This window comes from Streptomyces shenzhenensis (genome assembly GCF_021462265.1).
Lineage (GTDB): Bacteria > Actinomycetota > Actinomycetes > Streptomycetales > Streptomycetaceae > Streptomyces > Streptomyces shenzhenensis.
The window spans coordinates 14399-31953 of sequence record NZ_JAJONF010000043.1; the positions used below are offsets into that span (position 1 = coordinate 14399).

The window sequence follows — 17555 nt, forward strand, 5'->3', positions numbered from 1 at the left end:
TCGCGGTAACGACCGCAGGACCAACCGATGAACGACTACCCTGGAAGCAAGCTGTCGGGGGAACAGTGAGTCGGGGGGCCAGGTGCCGCACAACCTCCAGGAACGGAACGGGGAAGTCCAACAGCTCCACCAGCTCTACCGGGCGTGCGCCGCGGGCAGCGGCGCGGTCGTCCTCGCCGACGGACCCGTCGGCTGTGGCAAGACCGCGCTGCTGCGCTCGCTCGCCGAGTGGGCCGCCGGACAGGGCGCGCTGTGCGCGTCGGCGACGGCGTCGCCGGCCGAACGGCACGACCGGCTCGGCCTGATCGAACAGTTGATGACCGCACTGCGGGCGGCGGCCCGGTCCGTCGATGTCCCGGCCGCCGACAACTGCGGCGTGATCGCCGCGGCCGCGGCCGCCGGCGGCTACGCCTCCCGCGCTCTGCTGAGGCGCTTCGCGCAGGCCGTCACCGGCCTCGCCGAACGGGCACCGGTGCTGCTCCTCGTCGACGACGTGCATGTCGCCGACGAGGACTCGCTCGCCTGTCTCCGCTACCTGATGCGCAGAATCGACGCGTCCGCCGTGCTCGTCGTGCTCGCCGAATGCGTCGGCCACGAGCGGGCGCTGGTCTCCTCGCACGCCGAGACCCTTTACCTGCCCTACAGTCACCGGATCAGGCTCGCGCCGCTGTCCGCCACGGGAGTGCGGCGCCGGCTGGCGGACCGCGTGGGCGCCCGTGCGGCGGACCGCGTGGACGCCGCCGCCTGGCACCTGGCGACCGGCGGCAACCCGCTGTTGGTCGAGGCTCTCGCCGACGACGCGCGGGACGTCCGGACCGGAGCCGCGCCGGCCGACGGCGCGGTCAGCCGGGTGGACGCGACGGTCTGGCACCTGGCGACCGGCGGCAACCCGCTGCTGGTCGAGGCCCTCGCCGACGCCACCCGGGACGACCACCCCGGCACCCTGCCGACCCACCCGGTCCCGGGCCCGGCCTTCCGCCACGCCTATCTGCGCTGCCTGCACCGCGCCGGCCCCGTGGCCCTCGCGGTCGCGCGCGCCGCCGCCGTACTCACCGGCCCCGTCACCGATCCCGCCCTGCTCGCCGCCCTCCTCGACGAGGACATCGCCGGCGTCCGGCGCACCGCCGACGACCTCTGCGAGGCCGGTCTGCTCGCGGACGGCACCGGATTCCGTACCGAGGCCGCCCGGTCGGCCGTCCTGGAGGACCTGCGCGCCGACGAACTTGCCGCCCTCCGCGTCCGCGCCGCCGAGTTCCTGCACCGGGACGGGGTGCCCGCCCGGGCGGTCGCCGAGCACCTGCTCGCCGCCCGCGGCACCGCCCGCTCCCGCTGGCAGGCCGACGTGCTGCGGACGGCCGGACACGAGGCACTGGCCGCGGGTGACGTCCGGCCCGCCGTCGACTACCTGCGCCGCGCGGCCGAGTTGACCGCCGGCACCCCCTGCGAGGAGGAGACGGCCGCTGCCCTCGCCAAGGCCGAGTGGCTCGTCGACCCCGTCGCGGCCGCCCGCCGGCTGCCCCCGCTCATCCGCGCCGCGCGCACCGGCCGGGTCACTTTCGACGAAGCCCGCCCGGTCGTCGAACAACTGCTGTGGAACGGGCAGTTCACCCAGGCCGAGGCGGTCCTGCGGAACGTCGCCGACCGCGCCCCCGGCGCCCGCGCGGAACTCGCCGTCCTGGACGACTGGCTCCGGCTGGTCCGCCCCGACCCCGACGCGCACACCCGGACCCGCGCCACCCCGGCTCCCAGCGCCCTGCTCGCCCGCGCCAGCGGAGGGGCCGGGGACATCCGGGACGGCGGGGACGGTGGCGACGGCGCCGACGACCGGACGGGCGACCGGACGCTGCGCGGCACCCGCGTCGACGGCCCCCTCCCGGCCACCCTGCTGCTCCTGGCCTGTCTGCTGGAGGACGGCCGGCTGACCGGCGCCGACCGCTGGCCCGAACACCTGCTCGCCGAGCCCGGCCACCGCCATGTCCCCGTCCGGCGGGCCCTGTTGCTGACCGTCGCCGCCTCCACCGCGCTGCGCCGCGGCCAGGCCGACGAAGCTGGACGCCTCGCCCGCGCCGGGCTGTTCACGCTCACCCCCGACGCCTGGGGCATCGCGATCGGCGCGCCCCTCGCCACCGCGCTGCTCGCGGCCACCGAGGCCGGCGACCCCGCCGCAGCCCGCGCCGCCCTCGACGTGCCCGTCCCCGGCGCGATGTCCGGCACCCCGTTCGCGCTGCCCTACCGCTACGCCCTGGGCCGGTTCGAGGCCGCCCGCGGCCGTACCCCGGAAGCACTGCGGTACTTCGAACGCTGCCGGGAACTCGCGGTCCGCTGGGGGCTGCACGGCCCGGGCTTCGTGGACTGGCGCCAGCGCGGCGCCGTACGACTGCGCCGCTCCCCGCGTCCGGCCGCCACGGCCGCCGGCCCCGCACCGCTCCCCGAACTCACCGAATCGGAACGGCGGGTGGGCGCGCTCGCCGCGGCCGGCCGCACCAACCGGGAGATCGCCGACCTGCTCAGCATCACCGTGAGCACGGTGGAGCAACATCTCACCAAGGTGTACCGGAAACTCAAGGTGCGCCGCCGGGCGGATCTTCCGAAACCTCTCGCGCATTTCTCCGGGGAAGTTCTGCACATGGTCGAAGAAAGCCACGTCTAGCCTTCGACGGCGTTCCTCCGTAAATCTCTGGCCATTGCTCGGCGGTGTCTTCCGCATGCCCTTCCGGAACCCGTCCAACCGGCCTTCCGGCCTCTTGGACACGTTGTTGGGGCGGCCGGAATCATGTGATGCTGACCGGGAAAACGGCGCGACCCACCTGATGATTTCAGGGCCATGGACGCCGTCGATTCTCACCGGGGGAGATGCGTTTCTGTGTCCGCCACCGCATTCCCGAACAGGTCGCCCGACGGCCGTGTGCTGAGCAGGGGGGACCTGCACGCCAGCGTCCGCGATCCCGTCCTGGACACCATGACGTTCCTGAACGAGATCACCCACCGCTATCCCGACGCCATCTCGTTCGCGCCGGGCCGGCCCTACGACGGATTCTTCGACATCGAGCAGGTCTTCGGCCATCTCCGCCGCTATCTCGACCACCTGGCCGCCCTCGGCCGCACCCCCGCCGAGGTGCGCACCGCGCTCTACCAGTACGGCCCCACCGCCGGCCAGATCCGCGACATCATCGCCGACTCGCTCCGCGCCGACGAGGGCATCGACGTACCACCGGAGTCGGTCGTCGTCACCGTCGGCGCCCAGGAGGCCATGCTGCTGGTGCTGCGCGCCCTCGTCGCCGGCCCCGAGGACGTCGTCCTGGTGGCCAGCCCCTGCTACTCGGGCATCACCGGCGCCGCCCGGCTGCTCGGCGTCACCGTCGTCCCGGTCGACGAGGACGAGAACGGCTTCTCGCTGACCGAGCTGGAGACCGTGATCGCGCGCGAACGAGCGGCCGGCCGGCGGCCCCGCGCCCTCTACGTCATCCCCGACCACTCCAACCCCTCGGGCAACACGGTGGACCGGGACACCCGCCACCGGCTGCTGGCCGCCGCCGAGCGGCACGGCCTGCTGATCGTCGAGGACAGCCCCTACCGGCGGGTCAGCCCCGGCACCCCGCTGCCCACCCTCAAGTCGCTCGACCGGTCCCGTACCGTCGTGCACCTCGGTTCCTACTCCAAGACCGTCTTCCCCGGCGCGCGCGTCGGCTTCGCCGTCGCCGACCAGGAAGTCGTCGACGAGGACGGGCACACCGGCCTGCTCGCCGACGCACTCACCCGGATCAAGAGCATGGTGACGGTCAACACCTCCTCGCTGAGCCAGGCCGTGGTGGCCGGCGCCCTGCTCGCCGCGGACGGCCGGATCTCCACGCTCAACGAGGAGCCCGCCGCCTACTACGGCGACGCCATGCGGACCACCCTGCGCTGCCTCGACGCCCGGCTGCCGGCCGCGCGCCGCGCGGAGCTGGGCGTCCGCTGGAACCGGCCCGCCGGTGGTTTCTTCCTCACCGTCCGGGTCCCTTTCCGGGCCGACAACGCGGCACTCGCCCGGTCCGCCGAGAAATTCGGGGTGCTCTGGACACCCCTCAGCTACTTCTATCCGGACGGCGGCGGAGAGCATGCACTGAGGCTCTCCACCAGCTATCTGACGAAGACCGAGATCAAGGAAGGCACAGCGCGCCTCGCCGATTTCATCGAGGCACAGACGGCCGCGGACCAGGACCTCGTTCCCGAACCCGTGAACAGCCCGCAGCGCTGAATTTCCCGAACGTTCCCGAAAGGTGGAATCCGTGCGCGATGTCGGCACGACTCCGCGATCACGTCAAAAACCGCGCAGCAAGTCCCGTATGTGGGGGTGGACCTTCCGATGACCATCACGCTCGAGGCAGGCGACGGCGTCGTCACCGCGGCGCACCGGCCGCGCATCACCGGCGTCGGCACCGCGGTGCCCCCGGCCTCCTACTCCCAGCAGGACGTCCTCGACGCCTTCGCGATCAGCGACCCGAAGATCACCTCCGTCTTCCGCAACAGCGCCATCGACCGGCGCCACCTCCGGCTGCCCGAGCCCGGCACGGACGGCGTGCGCGGCCCCGAGAGCCAGGGCGACCTCCTCGACAAACACAAACGGGCGGCCGTCGAGATGGGCGCCGAGGCGCTCCGCGCCTGCCTCAAGCGGGCCGGCGCCGACCTGTCCGACCTGCGCCATCTGTGCTGCGTCACCTCCACCGGCTTCCTCACCCCCGGCATCAGCGCGCTGCTCATCCGCGAGCTCGGCATCGACCGGCACTGCTCGCGCAGCGACATCGTCGGCATGGGCTGCAACGCCGGCCTCAACGCCCTGAACCTGGTGTCCGGCTGGTCGGCCGCGCACCCCGGGGAACTGGCCGTGCTGCTGTGCACGGAGGCCTGCTCCGCCGCCTACGCCATGGACTCCTCCATGCGCACCGCGGTCGTCAACAGCCTCTTCGGCGACGGCGCCGGCGCGATCGCGCTGCTCTCCGGCCCGCAGGAGGCCGTGACCGCCGAGGAGGGCCCGACCCTCCTCAAGTTCGCCAGCTGCATCATCCCCGAGGCGGTCGGCGCGATGCGCTACGACTGGGACCGCGACCTGGGCCGGTTCAGCTTCTACCTCGACCCGCAGGTGCCGTACGTGGTCGGCGCGCACGCCGAGATCGTCATCGACCGGCTGCTCGCCGGGACCGGGCTGCGCCGCAGCGACATCCGGCACTGGCTGGTGCACTCCGGCGGCAAGAAGGTCATCGACTCGGTCGTCGTCAATCTCGGCCTCACCCGCCACGACCTGCGCCACACGGTCGGTGTGCTGCGGGACTACGGCAATGTGTCGAGCGGTTCGTTCCTCTTCTCCTACGAGCGGCTGCTCGACGAGAAGGCCGCCGAACCCGGCGACTACGGCGTGCTGATGACGATGGGGCCGGGATCCACCCTCGAGACGGTACTGGTGCAGTGGTGACGGGAGAGGCGCGAGACGTGAGAGGCGTGAGAGACGTGGACGTGACCGTGGACGAAGCGCCGGCCCTGGACGTGGACGGCCGCCGGCCGCCGACGGCGGTGGCCGTGAAGGAACTCGCCGCGCTCTGCGACCGGGTGGAGGACGGCGGCCCCGCCGTCGCCGTGCTGCGCGTCACCGGCGCGCCCGCCGCGGACTGGACGGACGGTCTCGACACCGCCCTGGTCACCAAGTGGGAACGGACCCTGCGCCGCTTCGAGCGGCTGCCCGCGGTGACCGTCGCCGTCGCCGCCGGGGACACCGGCGGCACCGCCCTTGACGCCTTCCTCACCGCCGACCTGCGGCTGGCGGCGCCCGGCACCCGGCTGGTGCTGCCCTCCGACGGCGAGGCCACCTGGCCCGGCATGGCCGTCCTCCGCCTGGTCCGCCTCCTCGGCGCCGGCCGCGCCCGCCGGGCCGTCCTGTTCGGCGACCCGATCGATGCCGAACAGGCCCTCGCCCTCGGCCTGGCCGACACCCTCACCGCCGCCCCGGAGGCGACCCTCGCCGCCCTGACCACCCGCTACGCCGCGCACGCCGGCACCGAACTCGCCGTCCGCCGCCAACTCCTCCTCGACGCCGCCACCACCCCCTTCGAAGACGCCCTCGGCTCCCACCTCGCCGCCTGCGACCGCGCCCTGCGCCGCCACCCCACCCAGGAGCCGGCATGACCACCACCTCACCGGACCCCTCGGGAGGACCGAGCGTTCCGGGCCGGAGGCCTGCCGTGGAGGGTCCCGGGGAGCCGGGGCCTTCGGGTCAGGTGTCGGTCGCGGGGAGCTCTGGGGAAGAAGGGCTCCCAGGCCCGGCGTCCGCTGTGGAGAACCCCGGAGCATCGGAGCTTCGGTCCCAGGGGTCTCTCGTGGAGGCCACAGGGCAGCCGGTTCTCCAGGGCTTCCGGTCCGTTGCGGAGGAGGCCGGGGGAACGGGGCGGGCCGCCGCGGCACCGGACCTCCATGGCCCGCCGGCCGCCGTGGCGGAGCCGGCCGGCTGGCAGGACGTCGTGGCGGCGTCGGCCGAGGTGGACCGGGTACTGGCCGGGCTGGTGCGGCCGGCGGGACGTGGGGTCGCCGCGCGGGAGGCCGCCGAGGCGGTGAAGGACGCGGCGCGAGCCGCGCGGTCCCGGTTCCTCGACATGCATGCCGATGCCGTCTACGACCGGCTGACCGACGGCCGTACCCGTTCGCTTCGCCTCGACGAGTTGGTCGAGGCGGCGGCCGGTGCCTTTCCCGGTCTCGTCCCCGGTCCCGAGCGGATCGCGGAGGAGCGGGCCCGGCCGCAGGCCGACAAGGAGGGGCACGAGATCGACCAGGGCATCCTGCTGCGGGCCGTGCTGCGCTCGCCGGTCGCGGGCCCGCACCTGCTCGATGCGATGCTCCGGCCCACCGCCCGCGCGATCCGGCTGCTGCCGGAGTTCCGGCGCACGGGCGTGCTGGAGACGGAGTCCGTACGGCTCGAACGCCGGGACGGCGTCGCCCGGCTGACGCTCTGCCGCGGCGACCGGCTCAACGCCGAGGACGAGCAGCAGGTCGACGACATGGAGACCGCCGTCGACCTGGCCCTGCTCGACCCCGGCGTCCGGGTCGGGCTGGTGCGCGGCGGCGAGATGACCCACCCCCGCTACCGGGGCCGGCGGATCTTCAGCGCCGGCATCAACCTCAAGAGCCTCAGCTCCGGCGGTATCCCGCTGGTCGGCTTCCTGCTCCGCCGCGAGCTCGGCTATCTCCGCAAACTCGCCCGCGGCCTGTCTCTCGGCGACGCCGCCACCTGGCACACCAGGTACGCCGACAAGCCGTGGCTGGCCGCGGTCGACGGCTTCGCCATCGGCGGCGGCATGCAGATGCTGTTCGTCTTCGACCACGTGGTGGCCGCCTCGGACGCGTACTTCAGCCTTCCCGCCGCCAAGGAGGGCATCGTCCCCGGCGCCGGCAACTTCCGCCTCGGCCGTTTCACCGGGCCCCGGCTCGCCCGGCAGGTCATCCTCGGCGGCCGCAGAATCAGGGCGGCGGAGCCGGCGGCCCGGCTGCTGGTCGACGAGGTCGCCGAGCCCGACGAGATGGACGCCGCCGTCGAACGCGGCCTGGACCGGCTCGACGGCGAGGCCGTGCTCGCCAACCGCCGGATGCTCAACCTCGCCGACGAACCCGAGGACGCGTTCCGCGCCTACATGGCCGAGTTCGCCCTCCAGCAGGCCCTGCGGATCTACGGCGAGGACGTCATCGGCAAGGTCGGCCGCTTCGCGGCGGGAAGCGGGTGACGAGTGCCGTACGCACGGATCGACGGCAGGGACCTCGCCTACGAGGAGTACGGCGCCGCAGGCGCCCCGGCCGTGGTGCTGGTCGCCGGCACCGGCGCCCCCGGCCGGGTGTGGCGGGCCCACCAGGTGCCGGCGCTGCGCCGGGCCGGCCTGCGGGTCGTCACCCTCGACAACCGGGGGCTCGGCCCGGAGCCGGCCGGTTCCTTCACCCTCGCGGACCTGGCCGCCGATGTCGCCGCGCTGATCGAGTACCTCGGCGCGGCGCCGTGCCGGCTGGTCGGGCACTCGCTGGGCGCGATCATCGTGCAGGAGGTGGTCCTGGCCCGGCCCGAACTCGTCGACCGGGCCGTCCTGATGGCGGGCGGCGGCCGCACGGACGCGCTGATCGCTGCCGCCTCCGCCGCCGACCTCGCGCTCGCCGACGGCGGGGTCCGGCTGCCGCCCGCGGTCGCGGCCCACCGGCACGCCCTGCAGAACCTCTCACCCCGCACCCTCGACGACGACGCGCGGCTCACCGACTGGCTGGGCCTGTTCGAGCTCACCCTCCCCGATCCCGCCGCCGTCCGCGCCCAGCTGGGCCTGGAGCTCATCCCGAACCGGCTGGCCGCCTACCGCCGTATCACGCGGCCGTGTCTGGCCGTCGCCTTCGCCGACGACCTGGTGGTCCGCCCCCGCTTGACCCGCGAACTCGCCGACGCCATCCCCGGCTGCCGGTACACCCAGATCCCCGGCTGCGGCCACTTCGGCTATCTGGAGCGGCCCGAGGAGGTGAACGCCGAACTCCTCGGCCATCTCGCGGGCACCCGGGTGTGACGCCGTGCCACGGGACCCGCTGCTTTCCGACCAGTCGGTCGGTCGTTCGGGCGGAGGGCCCCGTCAGCAAGGAGACCGCGCCGACCGCGAGGAGCACGCCGGTGCCGTCGAGTTCAGGATCGGCCGCTACCGCTGCTCCGAGGACTCGTCACGCGAGGCAGCCCGCCCCCGGAGCGTCACGAGTGCCAGCAGGGCCGAGAACAGTGCGGCCGAGCCGCAGACGACGAAGCCGATCGAGTAGCCGTGGCCGAGGGCGTCCAGGGCGAGTGGGTGAAGGTCTGCCAGCTTGGGTGACGCCGCCGAGGCACCGTTCACAGCGAGCGGGCCGCCCTCCTCCAGTACGGCCGCGCCCGCGCCTTTCAGCGCTTGCGGGAGCGCGGAGTCGGTCAGCGAGTCGGAGAAGCTGCTTGCCGCGCGGCTCAGGGCCACGGCGCCGATGACCGCCGGCCCGAGGGTGAAGCCGAAGTCGCGCAGCAGGTTGGTGGTGGCGCTCGCCATGCCGGCCAAGCGCACCGGCACGGTGTTGACGGCCGTCGCTGTGATCGACGAGACGGTGATCGCGAAGCCCAGGCCGACCAGACCGAGTGGCAGGATCAGCGAGGTGAACGCGGTGTCGGTGATCGGCAGGGTCGCCGTCCAGTAGTCGCCCGCCGCCATCAACAGCAGCCCCGCGCCCAGCAGCAGCCCCGGCGCCACCGTTCTCAGCAGTCTCTCGGTCAGCGGCAGCATCGCCAGCGCGACGCCGTTGAGCAGGACGAAGGCCAGGGCCGTGCGCATCGGGGCCTGGTCCTGCACGGGGCCGAGCCGGATGCTGACGGAGTAGGCGGTGCCCAGGAAGGCGAACATCCCCACCACGGCCACCACCGAGGCCACCGCGAAGGCGCGGTTGCGGAACAGGTCCAGGCGCAGGAGCGGGGACTTGGCGTGTTTCTCGGCGAGGACGAAGGCGGCGAGGAAGGCGGCCGCCAGGACGAAGGCGATGACGATGGAGGGCGAGGCCCAGCCGTCGGTGGGCCCCTGGATGATGGCGTAGAGCAGGGCGAACAGGCCCAGACCGATGGTCAGTTGGCCCGCCACGTCCAGTGAACGCCCCTCGGGGGCACTGGAGTCGACCGTGAACAGGGCGCTGACGGCGGCGCTCACCGCGGCGATGGCGGTGACCACGACGAAGGACCACCGCCACGAGCCGTAGGTGGCGGTGATGCCGCCGAGCAGGGGGGCGAGGAATCCGCCGGTGGAGAGCAGGGCCGCCCACATCGCGATGACCCGGGCCCGTTGGGTGGCTGAGGTGGTGGCGGCGGCCAGTACGGCCAGCGAGGTCGGGAACAGGCTCGCGGCGCCCAGCCCTGCCAGGGCCTGTCCGGTCCAGAGCTGGTGGACGCCGGAGGCGGTGGCGCTGACCAGCTCGCCCACGGCCAGCAGCGAGGCGCCGCCGATCAGCAGCCGTTTGCGGCCGAAGAGGTCGCCGAGCAGGCCGAAGGTCAACTCCAGTACGGCGACCGGCAACAAGAAGGCGTCGGAGATCCAGGTGAGCTGAGAGCCGACCGGGTGCAGGTCGGACTGGAACAGTCCGTTGAGGGTCGCCGGTATGGCCAGCCCGACCTGGGCGAGGCAGACGGCGAGGAGACCGGCGACCAGGGTGCCGGTGGTCAGGCCACGGCCGACGGCGGTTGTGGTGGAGGGTTCGGTCGTCATGGACACGGGGGCTCCTGAGATGCGCGAACTCGGGGCGAGGGGGAGAGGTTTCGGGATCAGCGGGTGCCGGTCAGCCGATGCGGCCTGTAGTCGGTGAAGGCGGCGCCGTCGAGACCCAGTGCGTCGGCGTCGTGCTGGAGAACGGCGGGGGTGGCGGAGTCGTCCCAGCGCCCGGTGTCCAGCCGGTGCTCCACGGCGTGCAGCCCGGCGAGCACTTCGGCGGTGGTGAAGTTGCAGTGGCTCTGGCGTGCCACGTAGGCCTGTCGCAGCAGCACGGAGTCTCCGGCCCTGCGCACGCGGGCGGCGAAGGCCGACTCCTGCTCGACCGGCACGAGCTGGTCGGCGGTGGTGTGGATGTCGAGCAGCGGCACGGCCAGTCGCTGTCCGGCCGTGGAGGTCCGCTTCAGATGAGCCACCGCGGCCGGGTCGGCCGAGATGTCCGCGCCGCGGGTGAGCGTGTTCAGATCGGCTCGCAGGTCGAGTCCGGCGTCGCGGTAGAGCGCCTTGACCTGCGGGGTGTGGCTGGACTTGTGCAGCAGGCCGGCGTAGTCGACGCCCTTGTTCCAGGACGTGTTCCCGCCGGCGGACCGCTCCACCGACCACCGCGCCGGGACGATGAAACCGAGCAGCCCCTGGGCCAGCCATGCGTACTGCTGCTCCTCCTGGCCCGTGAAGTCGCCACGCGCGGGCGGCTGCCGGCCCGGAGCCCAGTCGGCCAGATTGAGGTAGGCGGCGGCCAGGGCGATCCGGGCGCGTCCCGCTGGGGTCTGCTGTGCCGTTTCCACGGCCTGTGTGAGCCGGCCGGCCAGGGCGACAGCATCGGCCGGGCTGTCCAGGTTCACGAGTTGGCCGGTGTCGGCGGGGTCGAAGAACGTGGCAAGCGTGTACTCGGCGTCCAGTTGGTAGTTGTCCAGATCCACACCGCCCGCCACCAGGCCGCACAGGCCGAGGGAGCCGTCGACGCGTCCCGCGCCGTCGCGGGCGATCTGAGCGTTGACGAGGCCGCCCATGGACTGGCCCACCGATATGACCCGGGTCGGCGTTCCGATCTGCCGGCGGAAGGCGCTGAGCGCCGCGAACTGGTCCCGCTCGGCTGAGTCGAGCGCCCACATCGAGCCGTTCGGGTCGTAGGAGGAGCCGACGAGGGCGTAGCCGGCGTCCAGCAGGGCCTGGCGTACCGCGGCTGACGGTGCGTCGGCGGCGGTGGTCGGTCCGAACCCGTGGCTGAACAGCAGCAGGCTGCCGTTCCACTGCGCGGGTCTGTCCGCGATCCAGGTGGCGCCGTCGGACAGCGTCCCGGAGTAGTGGTCGCCGGCCGTGGCCCGCGCGTCGGCCGCCGGCCCGAGCAGAGCGGTGGCGAGGGCGGTCGCACAGGTGGCGGCGAGGGTGGGGAAGGGGGGACGAGGCATGACGGCGGCTCCGCGAGTCGAGGGGGACCGGAGAGGAGCGAGCTGGAAGAGCGCAGCGAATGTATGGCTCTTTTTTCATGGCAGTCAATCCTCTGCCCAATATTGGAGCAGGGGGCTCCGCGTCTGGGGGCCCGGGCTCGGGCGCGGATCAGCCCAGCGTCAGGGTGTCGAGCAGTTGGGCGGCCGCCCGTACGGCCGGGCGTTCCCAGCGGCGGGCCAGGCCGCGGAAGACGGTCTCCGCGTCGGCGGCGGGCCAGTCCCCCGGAAGGTGTTCGGCCGGCAGATGCGGGTCACGCCGCACCAGGTCCAGCCAGTCGGTGTGCAGAAGGAGCTGGCCTGCGAGTTCGTCGCCGCGGAAGGCCGCGGGAAGCGGGTCGGTGCGATCCCAGCGCTCCAGGAAGGCCCGGTACCGCGCGCCGATCGCCGGCACGTCGAAGGCCTGTTCCAGCACCTCGCGGACGTCGGTCGGCGACTCCACTTCCGCCCGGAACACCCGCAGGTACGGTTCCAGGCCGAGACCCGCGACCATCTCCCGGACATCGACACGCGCCGGGGCCACCCACAGGCCGTTCTGCAGGGGCCCGAAGCCCGCCCAGATCAGCCGGGAGCGCAGGTCGTGCCGTTCGCGACTCCACGCCTCAGGGAGCGAGAAGCCCACCATGGTCCACCGGCCGTCCCAGTCCCGGTTCACGGCGCCGGTGCGCCAGATGCGGTCCCTGCCGTCGGTCAGCACCTCAACGGCGTGCGAGGTGAGCCCGAAGTAGGTCTTGCGGCCCTGGCGATGGCGCTCCAGCAAGCCGCGTCTGACCATCCGGTTCAAGGTGGTGCGCACCGCCTCCTCCGTGCTGCCCAGCCGCCCGAGAGCGGCGATCACACTGCCCGACGACACAGCGATCGGCCGCCCCAGCACATGAATGCCGAAGAAGGTCAGCATCAGGGACTGGGTACGCGGCTCGGGGCCGCCCTCGGTGGCGGGCCCGGCGTCGACATCGGCACTGGTCACCGGGACAGCGTAGGCCCCGGGCCGAGAACGTATCGCTCCCGCAGGGCAGAAACATGCGTCACTTTAGTGACGTCCACAACAAAAATGCCCGACGTGTGTGTTCCCGGACAGCGGGACACCATGCCGCAGGCGGGGCTGGGGCGGCCTCCGGATGACGTCGATCGCTCGGGGCAGGTGCGGCTCGACGCGGTCGACCGGTGGGCGACGGCTGGGGCAACGGCGGCTTCCGCACGAACCAGTGGCCGGTAGCGACGCTCGCGAGGTCCGTCGCGGTCACCGGCTCGGGGACGACCGCAGCGCCGAGCCTGTCGGCGACGAGGGCGATGTGGTCGTGCCGGATGCGCGGGTCGACGCCTGCGTCCCGGAGCGGTCCGGGCACCGCGTACCAAGCGGGTGGACGCCCCGGCGGACGTGGGCGACCGAACGCCGCGGCCGGTACCAGCGCTCCCAGGTCGCCGTCGACCCGGGGCTACATCCCACTGGGAGTCCGGCCTGTCCCGATCGCGACCCGCGCAGGAGAACTGCACGCCGGTGATCTCCGGCCTGCGCCTGGCCGCCCGCCCGCGACGACGGAGCATGAGGCCCCTGGCTCTCACACGGTGCTGCCGGCCTCTGGGGTGAGGACGATCTTCTTGCCGCCGGCCCGTCCGGAGACCACCCGGGTGAACGCGGCAGGTCCCTGGCTCAACGGCAGGGGTTCCGGTGCCAGTTCCAGAGTTCCCGCGGCGGCCTGCTCCGCCAGCCGGGCAAGCTGCGTGGCGTTGGGCTCGAGGTAGAGGTCCCAACTCGTGATGCCTCGTTCCTCCGCAGGCGCGTCCGAGGTCAGGGAGCACAGTCGGCCGCCGTCCCGCACCAAGGGCAGGGCGGCGTTCGCCGTGCCGGCGGCGACGATGAGGGCGGCGTCGAACCCGCCGCGTACCTTGGCCGGCCAGTTCGGGTCGTGGTAGTCGACGACTTCCCTCGCTCCCAGACCGAGCAGGCGCTCTGCGGCGGCAGGAGACGCGGTCGCGGTCACCTCGATTCCCTCGGCCGCGGCGAGTTGGACGGCCAGGGCTCCGGTGGCCCCGCCGCCGTTGGTGATCAGGAGCCGCTGTCCGCGGCTGAGGTCCAGTTTCTCCAGGGACTGCAAGGCGGTGAGCCCGTTGACCGGCAGCGCCGCCGCGTGCACGGCGTCCAGTCCGGGTGGGCAGGCTGCCGTGTGATCCGCGTTGATCAGAACACGTTCCGCCCAGAAGCCGCTTCCCCCGGGCAGCGGGGCCTCGTGTGCGAGCACCCGGTCGCCCACGGCGAACCCGGCGACACCCGCGCCGACGGCCAGTACCTTGCCCGCGCCCTCCACTCCCAGCGCCGCCGGGGCGCGCAGCCCCACGTCCCAGCCGGAGCCGTTCAGCAGTTCGTCCCACGGGCCGACCCCGGCCGCCTCAACCGCCACCAGGAGCTGACCGGCCCCGGGCGGTGACGGTTCGGGCAACTCCAGCAGGACGGCTTCCTTCCCGGCCCCGGATACTCCGCACGCCTTCACAGCAGACTCCTTCCTCTCACTCGGTCCGGCCGCCCCGGGAGGTACGGTCCGGAACCCCGAAACGGGCACCAGTCTCGACCTCGGGATCCCCTGCAGAGGTCACTCGGGGTCTCGGGCGCGCCGGTGTCGAGCCTATGCAGCTGGTGGCCCTACCCGTTTGGTCCATTTGAAGAGTGACTGTGTGGGCCAATCGTGGAACGGAGTGCGGCGGCTGCCGCGGCCACCAGGACGAGCTGCGCACGCACGCTGGTACGGCGGAGCGTTGTCTCCCCAACGGCAGGGGGCAGTTCACCGGTGAAACGAATCCTCCGTATCACCGCTACCCGGCTGCACCGTTCCACACCCGGCTCGCGAGACGCGGTGCTCGCTCAGGTGTGTCGTGCCGTCGCGTGGTTGAGGCGTCTCAGCACGGCGGCGGTGGTCTGCGTGAGTCAGTGACTCCAGTAGTCGCGGCGAGGCAGTTCAACCCACATGTCGGGAGGCCCGACCACGGCGCGCCGGTCGGCCAGGCGCAGTCCTGCAACGGCGCAGCAGTAGGCCACGGCGTTGTAGTGGTAGAGATACGAAGTCAGTGCTTCCTCAGGGGTGTCGTTCTCGTACGGTCCTCCGCCCGGGTGCAGGTCCCGGCCCTCGATGCTTCCATGACGGGCGATACTGCCTTGGTCGCCGCTCTTGGGATTGGCGTACAGGCCGTAGCAGGCTGTGCCGGCGGACAGCCGGGTCAGCACGCCGGGCATCTGCGGCGCGTACCCCCAGGGCTGTGTCACGACACAGCCGCCCGGCACGGACGTCACGCCGATGATCTGCAAGCTCTCGTCCATGTCGTACGCGTACGGGTCCTCCGGCAGTTCACCGATGACGTCGTCCGCCACCGGCCCCGCCTCCAGCCGGCGCACCGCCTCGGCCGCGTCGATGCCCGTCACGCAGGCCGGCCCCGTACCGTCGTAGTGGAATGTGCCCAGTGCTGTGGTGAGCCGTCTGGCCTCTTCCGCTGCCGCACGCTCCGCGCCGGTCAGGCGTACCCCCTCCGGTACCGGGAACAGATCCGGCGTCGGTCCGGCCAGGCTCAGCCGCCCCGGTGACCAGCCGCCGACCGACAGCCGCCAGGGATCGGCCCCGGCGGCGACGAGTGCCCGTGCGTTGTCCGGCTTCCTGGACACGACGGCCTCCCAGAGCGCCGTCACCCCGTTCTCCAGCGCGTCCACATCCGCAACTCGGGCGGCCAGCTCGGCGACGACCTCCGGGGACCCGAACACGGCTGCGCGATGCAGCGGCCGACCGCCGCTCCATTTCTCTGGATCGGCGCCTTCGTCGAGACGCCGGCGAATGTCGTCGACATCCGTCCAGTCCCAGCCCATCCCGGACCAGCCGTCACCCACTGCTGCCACCGTTCCCCCTTCACCATGCCGCAGGCTCTCGCGCTACACGCTCGCACACGGGTCCGACACCGGAGGCCGGCCGGCGCGCATCCGCCAAAAGAACCAAGTCGGGCAACTCCGAGGCCCCACGGTGAGCCGAGTTCCGCATCAGCTGGCCGGCCGGGAGCGGATCACGAGGACGCATGGTGGATCTCATCGTCCGGCAGGGGCGGACCGACCCAAGTGGCGACAGCCGCAAGCAGAGCGCCGTAGACCCAAGTCCCCTCCGGCCCGCCTGTTCCGGGGGCGCGACGACGGCGGTGTGCGGCAGAATGACGTCCGCTGATGTGCCATGGCCCAGCTGTGATCGCAAGTGCCCTGTTTCATGCGGTCCTTGGGCGTGCGAAGGAGAGGAAGACGTGAGCGAGAACCGGAGCGCCGACGCCGCAGTGCAGCGCCTCGACACTGGGACGGCGCACAACGCTCGCGTGTGGAACTACTGGCAGGGCGGCAAGGACAACTACGAGGTCGACCAGCAGGTGGGCGATCACGTTGCCGGAATGATCCCGGTCATCCGCGACATCGCGCGCGCCGACCGGGCGTTCCTTGGCCGCGCCGTGCGCTGTCTGGCACAGGAGCACGGCATCCGTCAGTTCCTCGACATCGGCACAGGCCTGCCGGCCCTGGAGAACACCCACGAGATCGCCCAGCGGATCGCCCCCGAGTCGCGGATCGTGTACGTCGACAATGACCCCATGGTGCTCGCGCACGCCCGCGCCCTGCTGACCAGTGCCCCGGAAGGCGCAACCGACTACATCGACGCCGATGCGCACGACCCGGACACCATTCTGCGCATCTCCGGACGGACACTGGACCTCACCAAGCCCACCGCACTCATGCTGCTCGGCATCCTCAACTTCGTCCTCGACGGTGACAAAGCACGGGCCATCGCACGTCGGCTCGTGGAGGCGCTTTCCCCCGGCAGCTTCCTCGTACTGACCCATCCCACCACGGAGCCCGAACTCGGCGGAGACCTCCAGCTCGAGGCGATGGAGTTCTGGAACGCCAACGCCAAACCGCCGGTCACCGCCCGCGGCAGCGAGGAGGTCGCCCAGTACTTCGACGGGCTCACGTTCCTGGAGCCCGGACTCGTGTCCTGCTCGCTGTGGCGGCCGGAGCCCGGCGAAGAGCCCACGGTCGTACCCCAGCTGGGAGCCGTGGCGCTGAAGCCGTGATCCCTCGCTTCACGGGGGAAGAGACTCCCCCTGCTACTCGGCGAGCACGGTGACCAGGATCCGGGCGGCTGGAGTGAGTTTGGCTTTGGAGCCTGTACCGGGGGCCACCAGGCGTTCGTGACCGTGACCGTGACGGGGGCGGAGCACTCGCTCGCGTTGAACCTCCAGTGCGGGAGTCAATGCGCCGATGAGCTCTCGCTGAGCTGTTGGCGGGTCATCCCGGTCAGCTCCGGGTCCTGCAGTGAATGCGTCTTGGGGCGATGCCGACCCGTCCGCCGGGCCCTGGTCTGACGTGCTGGTGGTCGCCGTCGCGTCCAGCGGATGTCAGGGGCGGAGGGTGTAGTTCCAGTCGCCGTGGAAGCGGCGCCGGGTGATCGGCAGGGCGGCGATCTCGTCGTCGCTCACCTGGATGCCGGTGGGGTATGGATTGGTGTCGAGTCCGACGTGCACCGTCAGGCCTGTTGTGGTGGTGATCCCGGTGATGCTCTCGACGATGACTTCGTGACTGCCAAGGGCCTTCCGCGCCAGTTCATGGTGATGTGGAAGAATAGCCGGTGCTCAACGCTGTGTCATTTCGAAGCACCCGGACGATGCCGTCGTCTGACTGGTGAACTGTCGTGGTGTGCAGGGTGATGTTCTTGACCGGCACGCGGCGGCCCGGGGCTCGTGGCTGGTCCTTCGGCCGGTAGCGCTACAGCGAGTTGAGGCGTTTGAGGAACCGGTCCGCTTCTCGCGGCCGACGGACGCCGTTGTCGAGTTTCCGGCGGACCTTCGCGGC

At 72.3% G+C, this 17555-nt stretch carries 12 protein-coding genes and 1 pseudogene; 7 read left to right on the top strand and 6 right to left on the bottom strand.

The genetic code is table 11. The features are described from left to right. Positions 1-82: 82 nt before the first annotated feature. The 6 genes from LQ326_RS36845 (at position 83) to LQ326_RS36870 (ending at position 8555) form a co-directional block, all read left to right on the top strand. Positions 83-2650: a helix-turn-helix transcriptional regulator gene (locus LQ326_RS36845; protein ID WP_234543432.1), complete on the top strand. Its 2568-nt coding sequence runs from the start codon at positions 83-85 to the stop codon at positions 2648-2650. 309 nt (positions 2651-2959) lie between these two features. Further along, on the top strand, positions 2960-4237 hold the full coding sequence (locus LQ326_RS36850) for an aminotransferase-like domain-containing protein (protein WP_234543481.1): 1278 nt from the start codon (positions 2960-2962) through the stop codon (positions 4235-4237). 108 nt (positions 4238-4345) lie between these two features. Further along, positions 4346-5449 (top strand): 3,5-dihydroxyphenylacetyl-CoA synthase DpgA, encoded by a 1104-nt coding sequence (gene dpgA, locus LQ326_RS36855; RefSeq protein WP_234543433.1) that lies wholly within the window; start codon positions 4346-4348, stop codon positions 5447-5449. Positions 5450-5466: 17 nt separating this feature from the next. Further along, positions 5467-6156, top strand: coding sequence for an enoyl-CoA-hydratase DpgB (gene dpgB, locus LQ326_RS36860; protein ID WP_234543484.1), 690 nt, complete (start codon positions 5467-5469; stop codon positions 6154-6156). 302 nt (positions 6157-6458) lie between these two features. Next, positions 6459-7742: a (3,5-dihydroxyphenyl)acetyl-CoA 1,2-dioxygenase DpgC gene (gene dpgC, locus LQ326_RS36865; protein WP_308402096.1), complete on the top strand. Its 1284-nt coding sequence runs from the start codon at positions 6459-6461 to the stop codon at positions 7740-7742. A 3-nt stretch (positions 7743-7745) separates the two neighbouring features. Further along, positions 7746-8555 carry an alpha/beta fold hydrolase gene (locus LQ326_RS36870; protein WP_234543434.1) on the top strand — a complete coding sequence of 270 codons (810 nt, stop codon included), beginning with the start codon at positions 7746-7748 and terminating at the stop codon, positions 8553-8555. Between the two features lie 126 nt (positions 8556-8681). Here the strand turns inward: LQ326_RS36870 and LQ326_RS36875 are convergent, their stop codons facing one another. The 5 genes from LQ326_RS36875 to LQ326_RS36895 all read right to left on the bottom strand — a co-directional run bounded on the left by LQ326_RS36875 (position 8682) and on the right by LQ326_RS36895 (position 15572). Further along, positions 8682-10250, bottom strand: a complete 1569-nt coding sequence (locus LQ326_RS36875; RefSeq protein WP_234543435.1) for an MFS transporter — start codon at positions 10248-10250, stop codon at positions 8682-8684. A gap of 56 nt (positions 10251-10306) precedes the next feature. Continuing rightward, positions 10307-11659 carry an alpha/beta fold hydrolase gene (locus tag LQ326_RS36880; protein WP_234543436.1) on the bottom strand — a complete coding sequence of 451 codons (1353 nt, stop codon included), beginning with the start codon at positions 11657-11659 and terminating at the stop codon, positions 10307-10309. 148 nt (positions 11660-11807) lie between these two features. Beyond that, positions 11808-12662 (bottom strand): PaaX family transcriptional regulator, encoded by an 855-nt coding sequence (locus LQ326_RS36885; protein ID WP_234543437.1) that lies wholly within the window; start codon positions 12660-12662, stop codon positions 11808-11810. Between the two features lie 592 nt (positions 12663-13254). After that, entirely contained in the window at positions 13255-14184 is a 930-nt protein-coding gene (locus LQ326_RS36890; protein WP_234543438.1) for an NADP-dependent oxidoreductase, read from the bottom strand. Between the two features lie 431 nt (positions 14185-14615). After that, a complete protein-coding gene (locus LQ326_RS36895) occupies positions 14616-15572 on the bottom strand; it encodes an ankyrin repeat domain-containing protein (RefSeq protein ID WP_234543439.1) in 957 nt (318 codons plus the stop codon). Positions 15573-15961: 389 nt separating this feature from the next. On the opposite strand from LQ326_RS36895, the gene LQ326_RS36900 reads away from it, so the two are divergent. Beyond that, positions 15962-16777, top strand: coding sequence for an SAM-dependent methyltransferase (locus tag LQ326_RS36900; protein WP_234543440.1), 816 nt, complete (start codon positions 15962-15964; stop codon positions 16775-16777). A gap of 132 nt (positions 16778-16909) precedes the next feature. Here the strand turns inward: LQ326_RS36900 and LQ326_RS49150 are convergent. Next, positions 16910-17346, bottom strand: a pseudogene (locus LQ326_RS49150) (ISAzo13-like element transposase-related protein); the annotation flags it as partial. Between the last annotated feature and the right edge of the window lie 209 nt (positions 17347-17555).

Excerpts from the sequence above, each read along its gene's own strand:
- LQ326_RS36850 (WP_234543481.1), top strand. The coding sequence starts at position 2,960 with ATGACGTTCCTGAACGAGATCACCCACCGCTATCCCGACGCCATCTCG.
- dpgA (WP_234543433.1), top strand. The coding sequence starts at position 4,346 with ATGACCATCACGCTCGAGGCAGGCGACGGCGTCGTCACCGCGGCGCAC.
- LQ326_RS36875 (WP_234543435.1), bottom strand. The coding sequence starts at position 10,250 with ATGACGACCGAACCCTCCACCACAACCGCCGTCGGCCGTGGCCTGACC.
- LQ326_RS36880 (WP_234543436.1), bottom strand. The coding sequence starts at position 11,659 with ATGCCTCGTCCCCCCTTCCCCACCCTCGCCGCCACCTGTGCGACCGCC.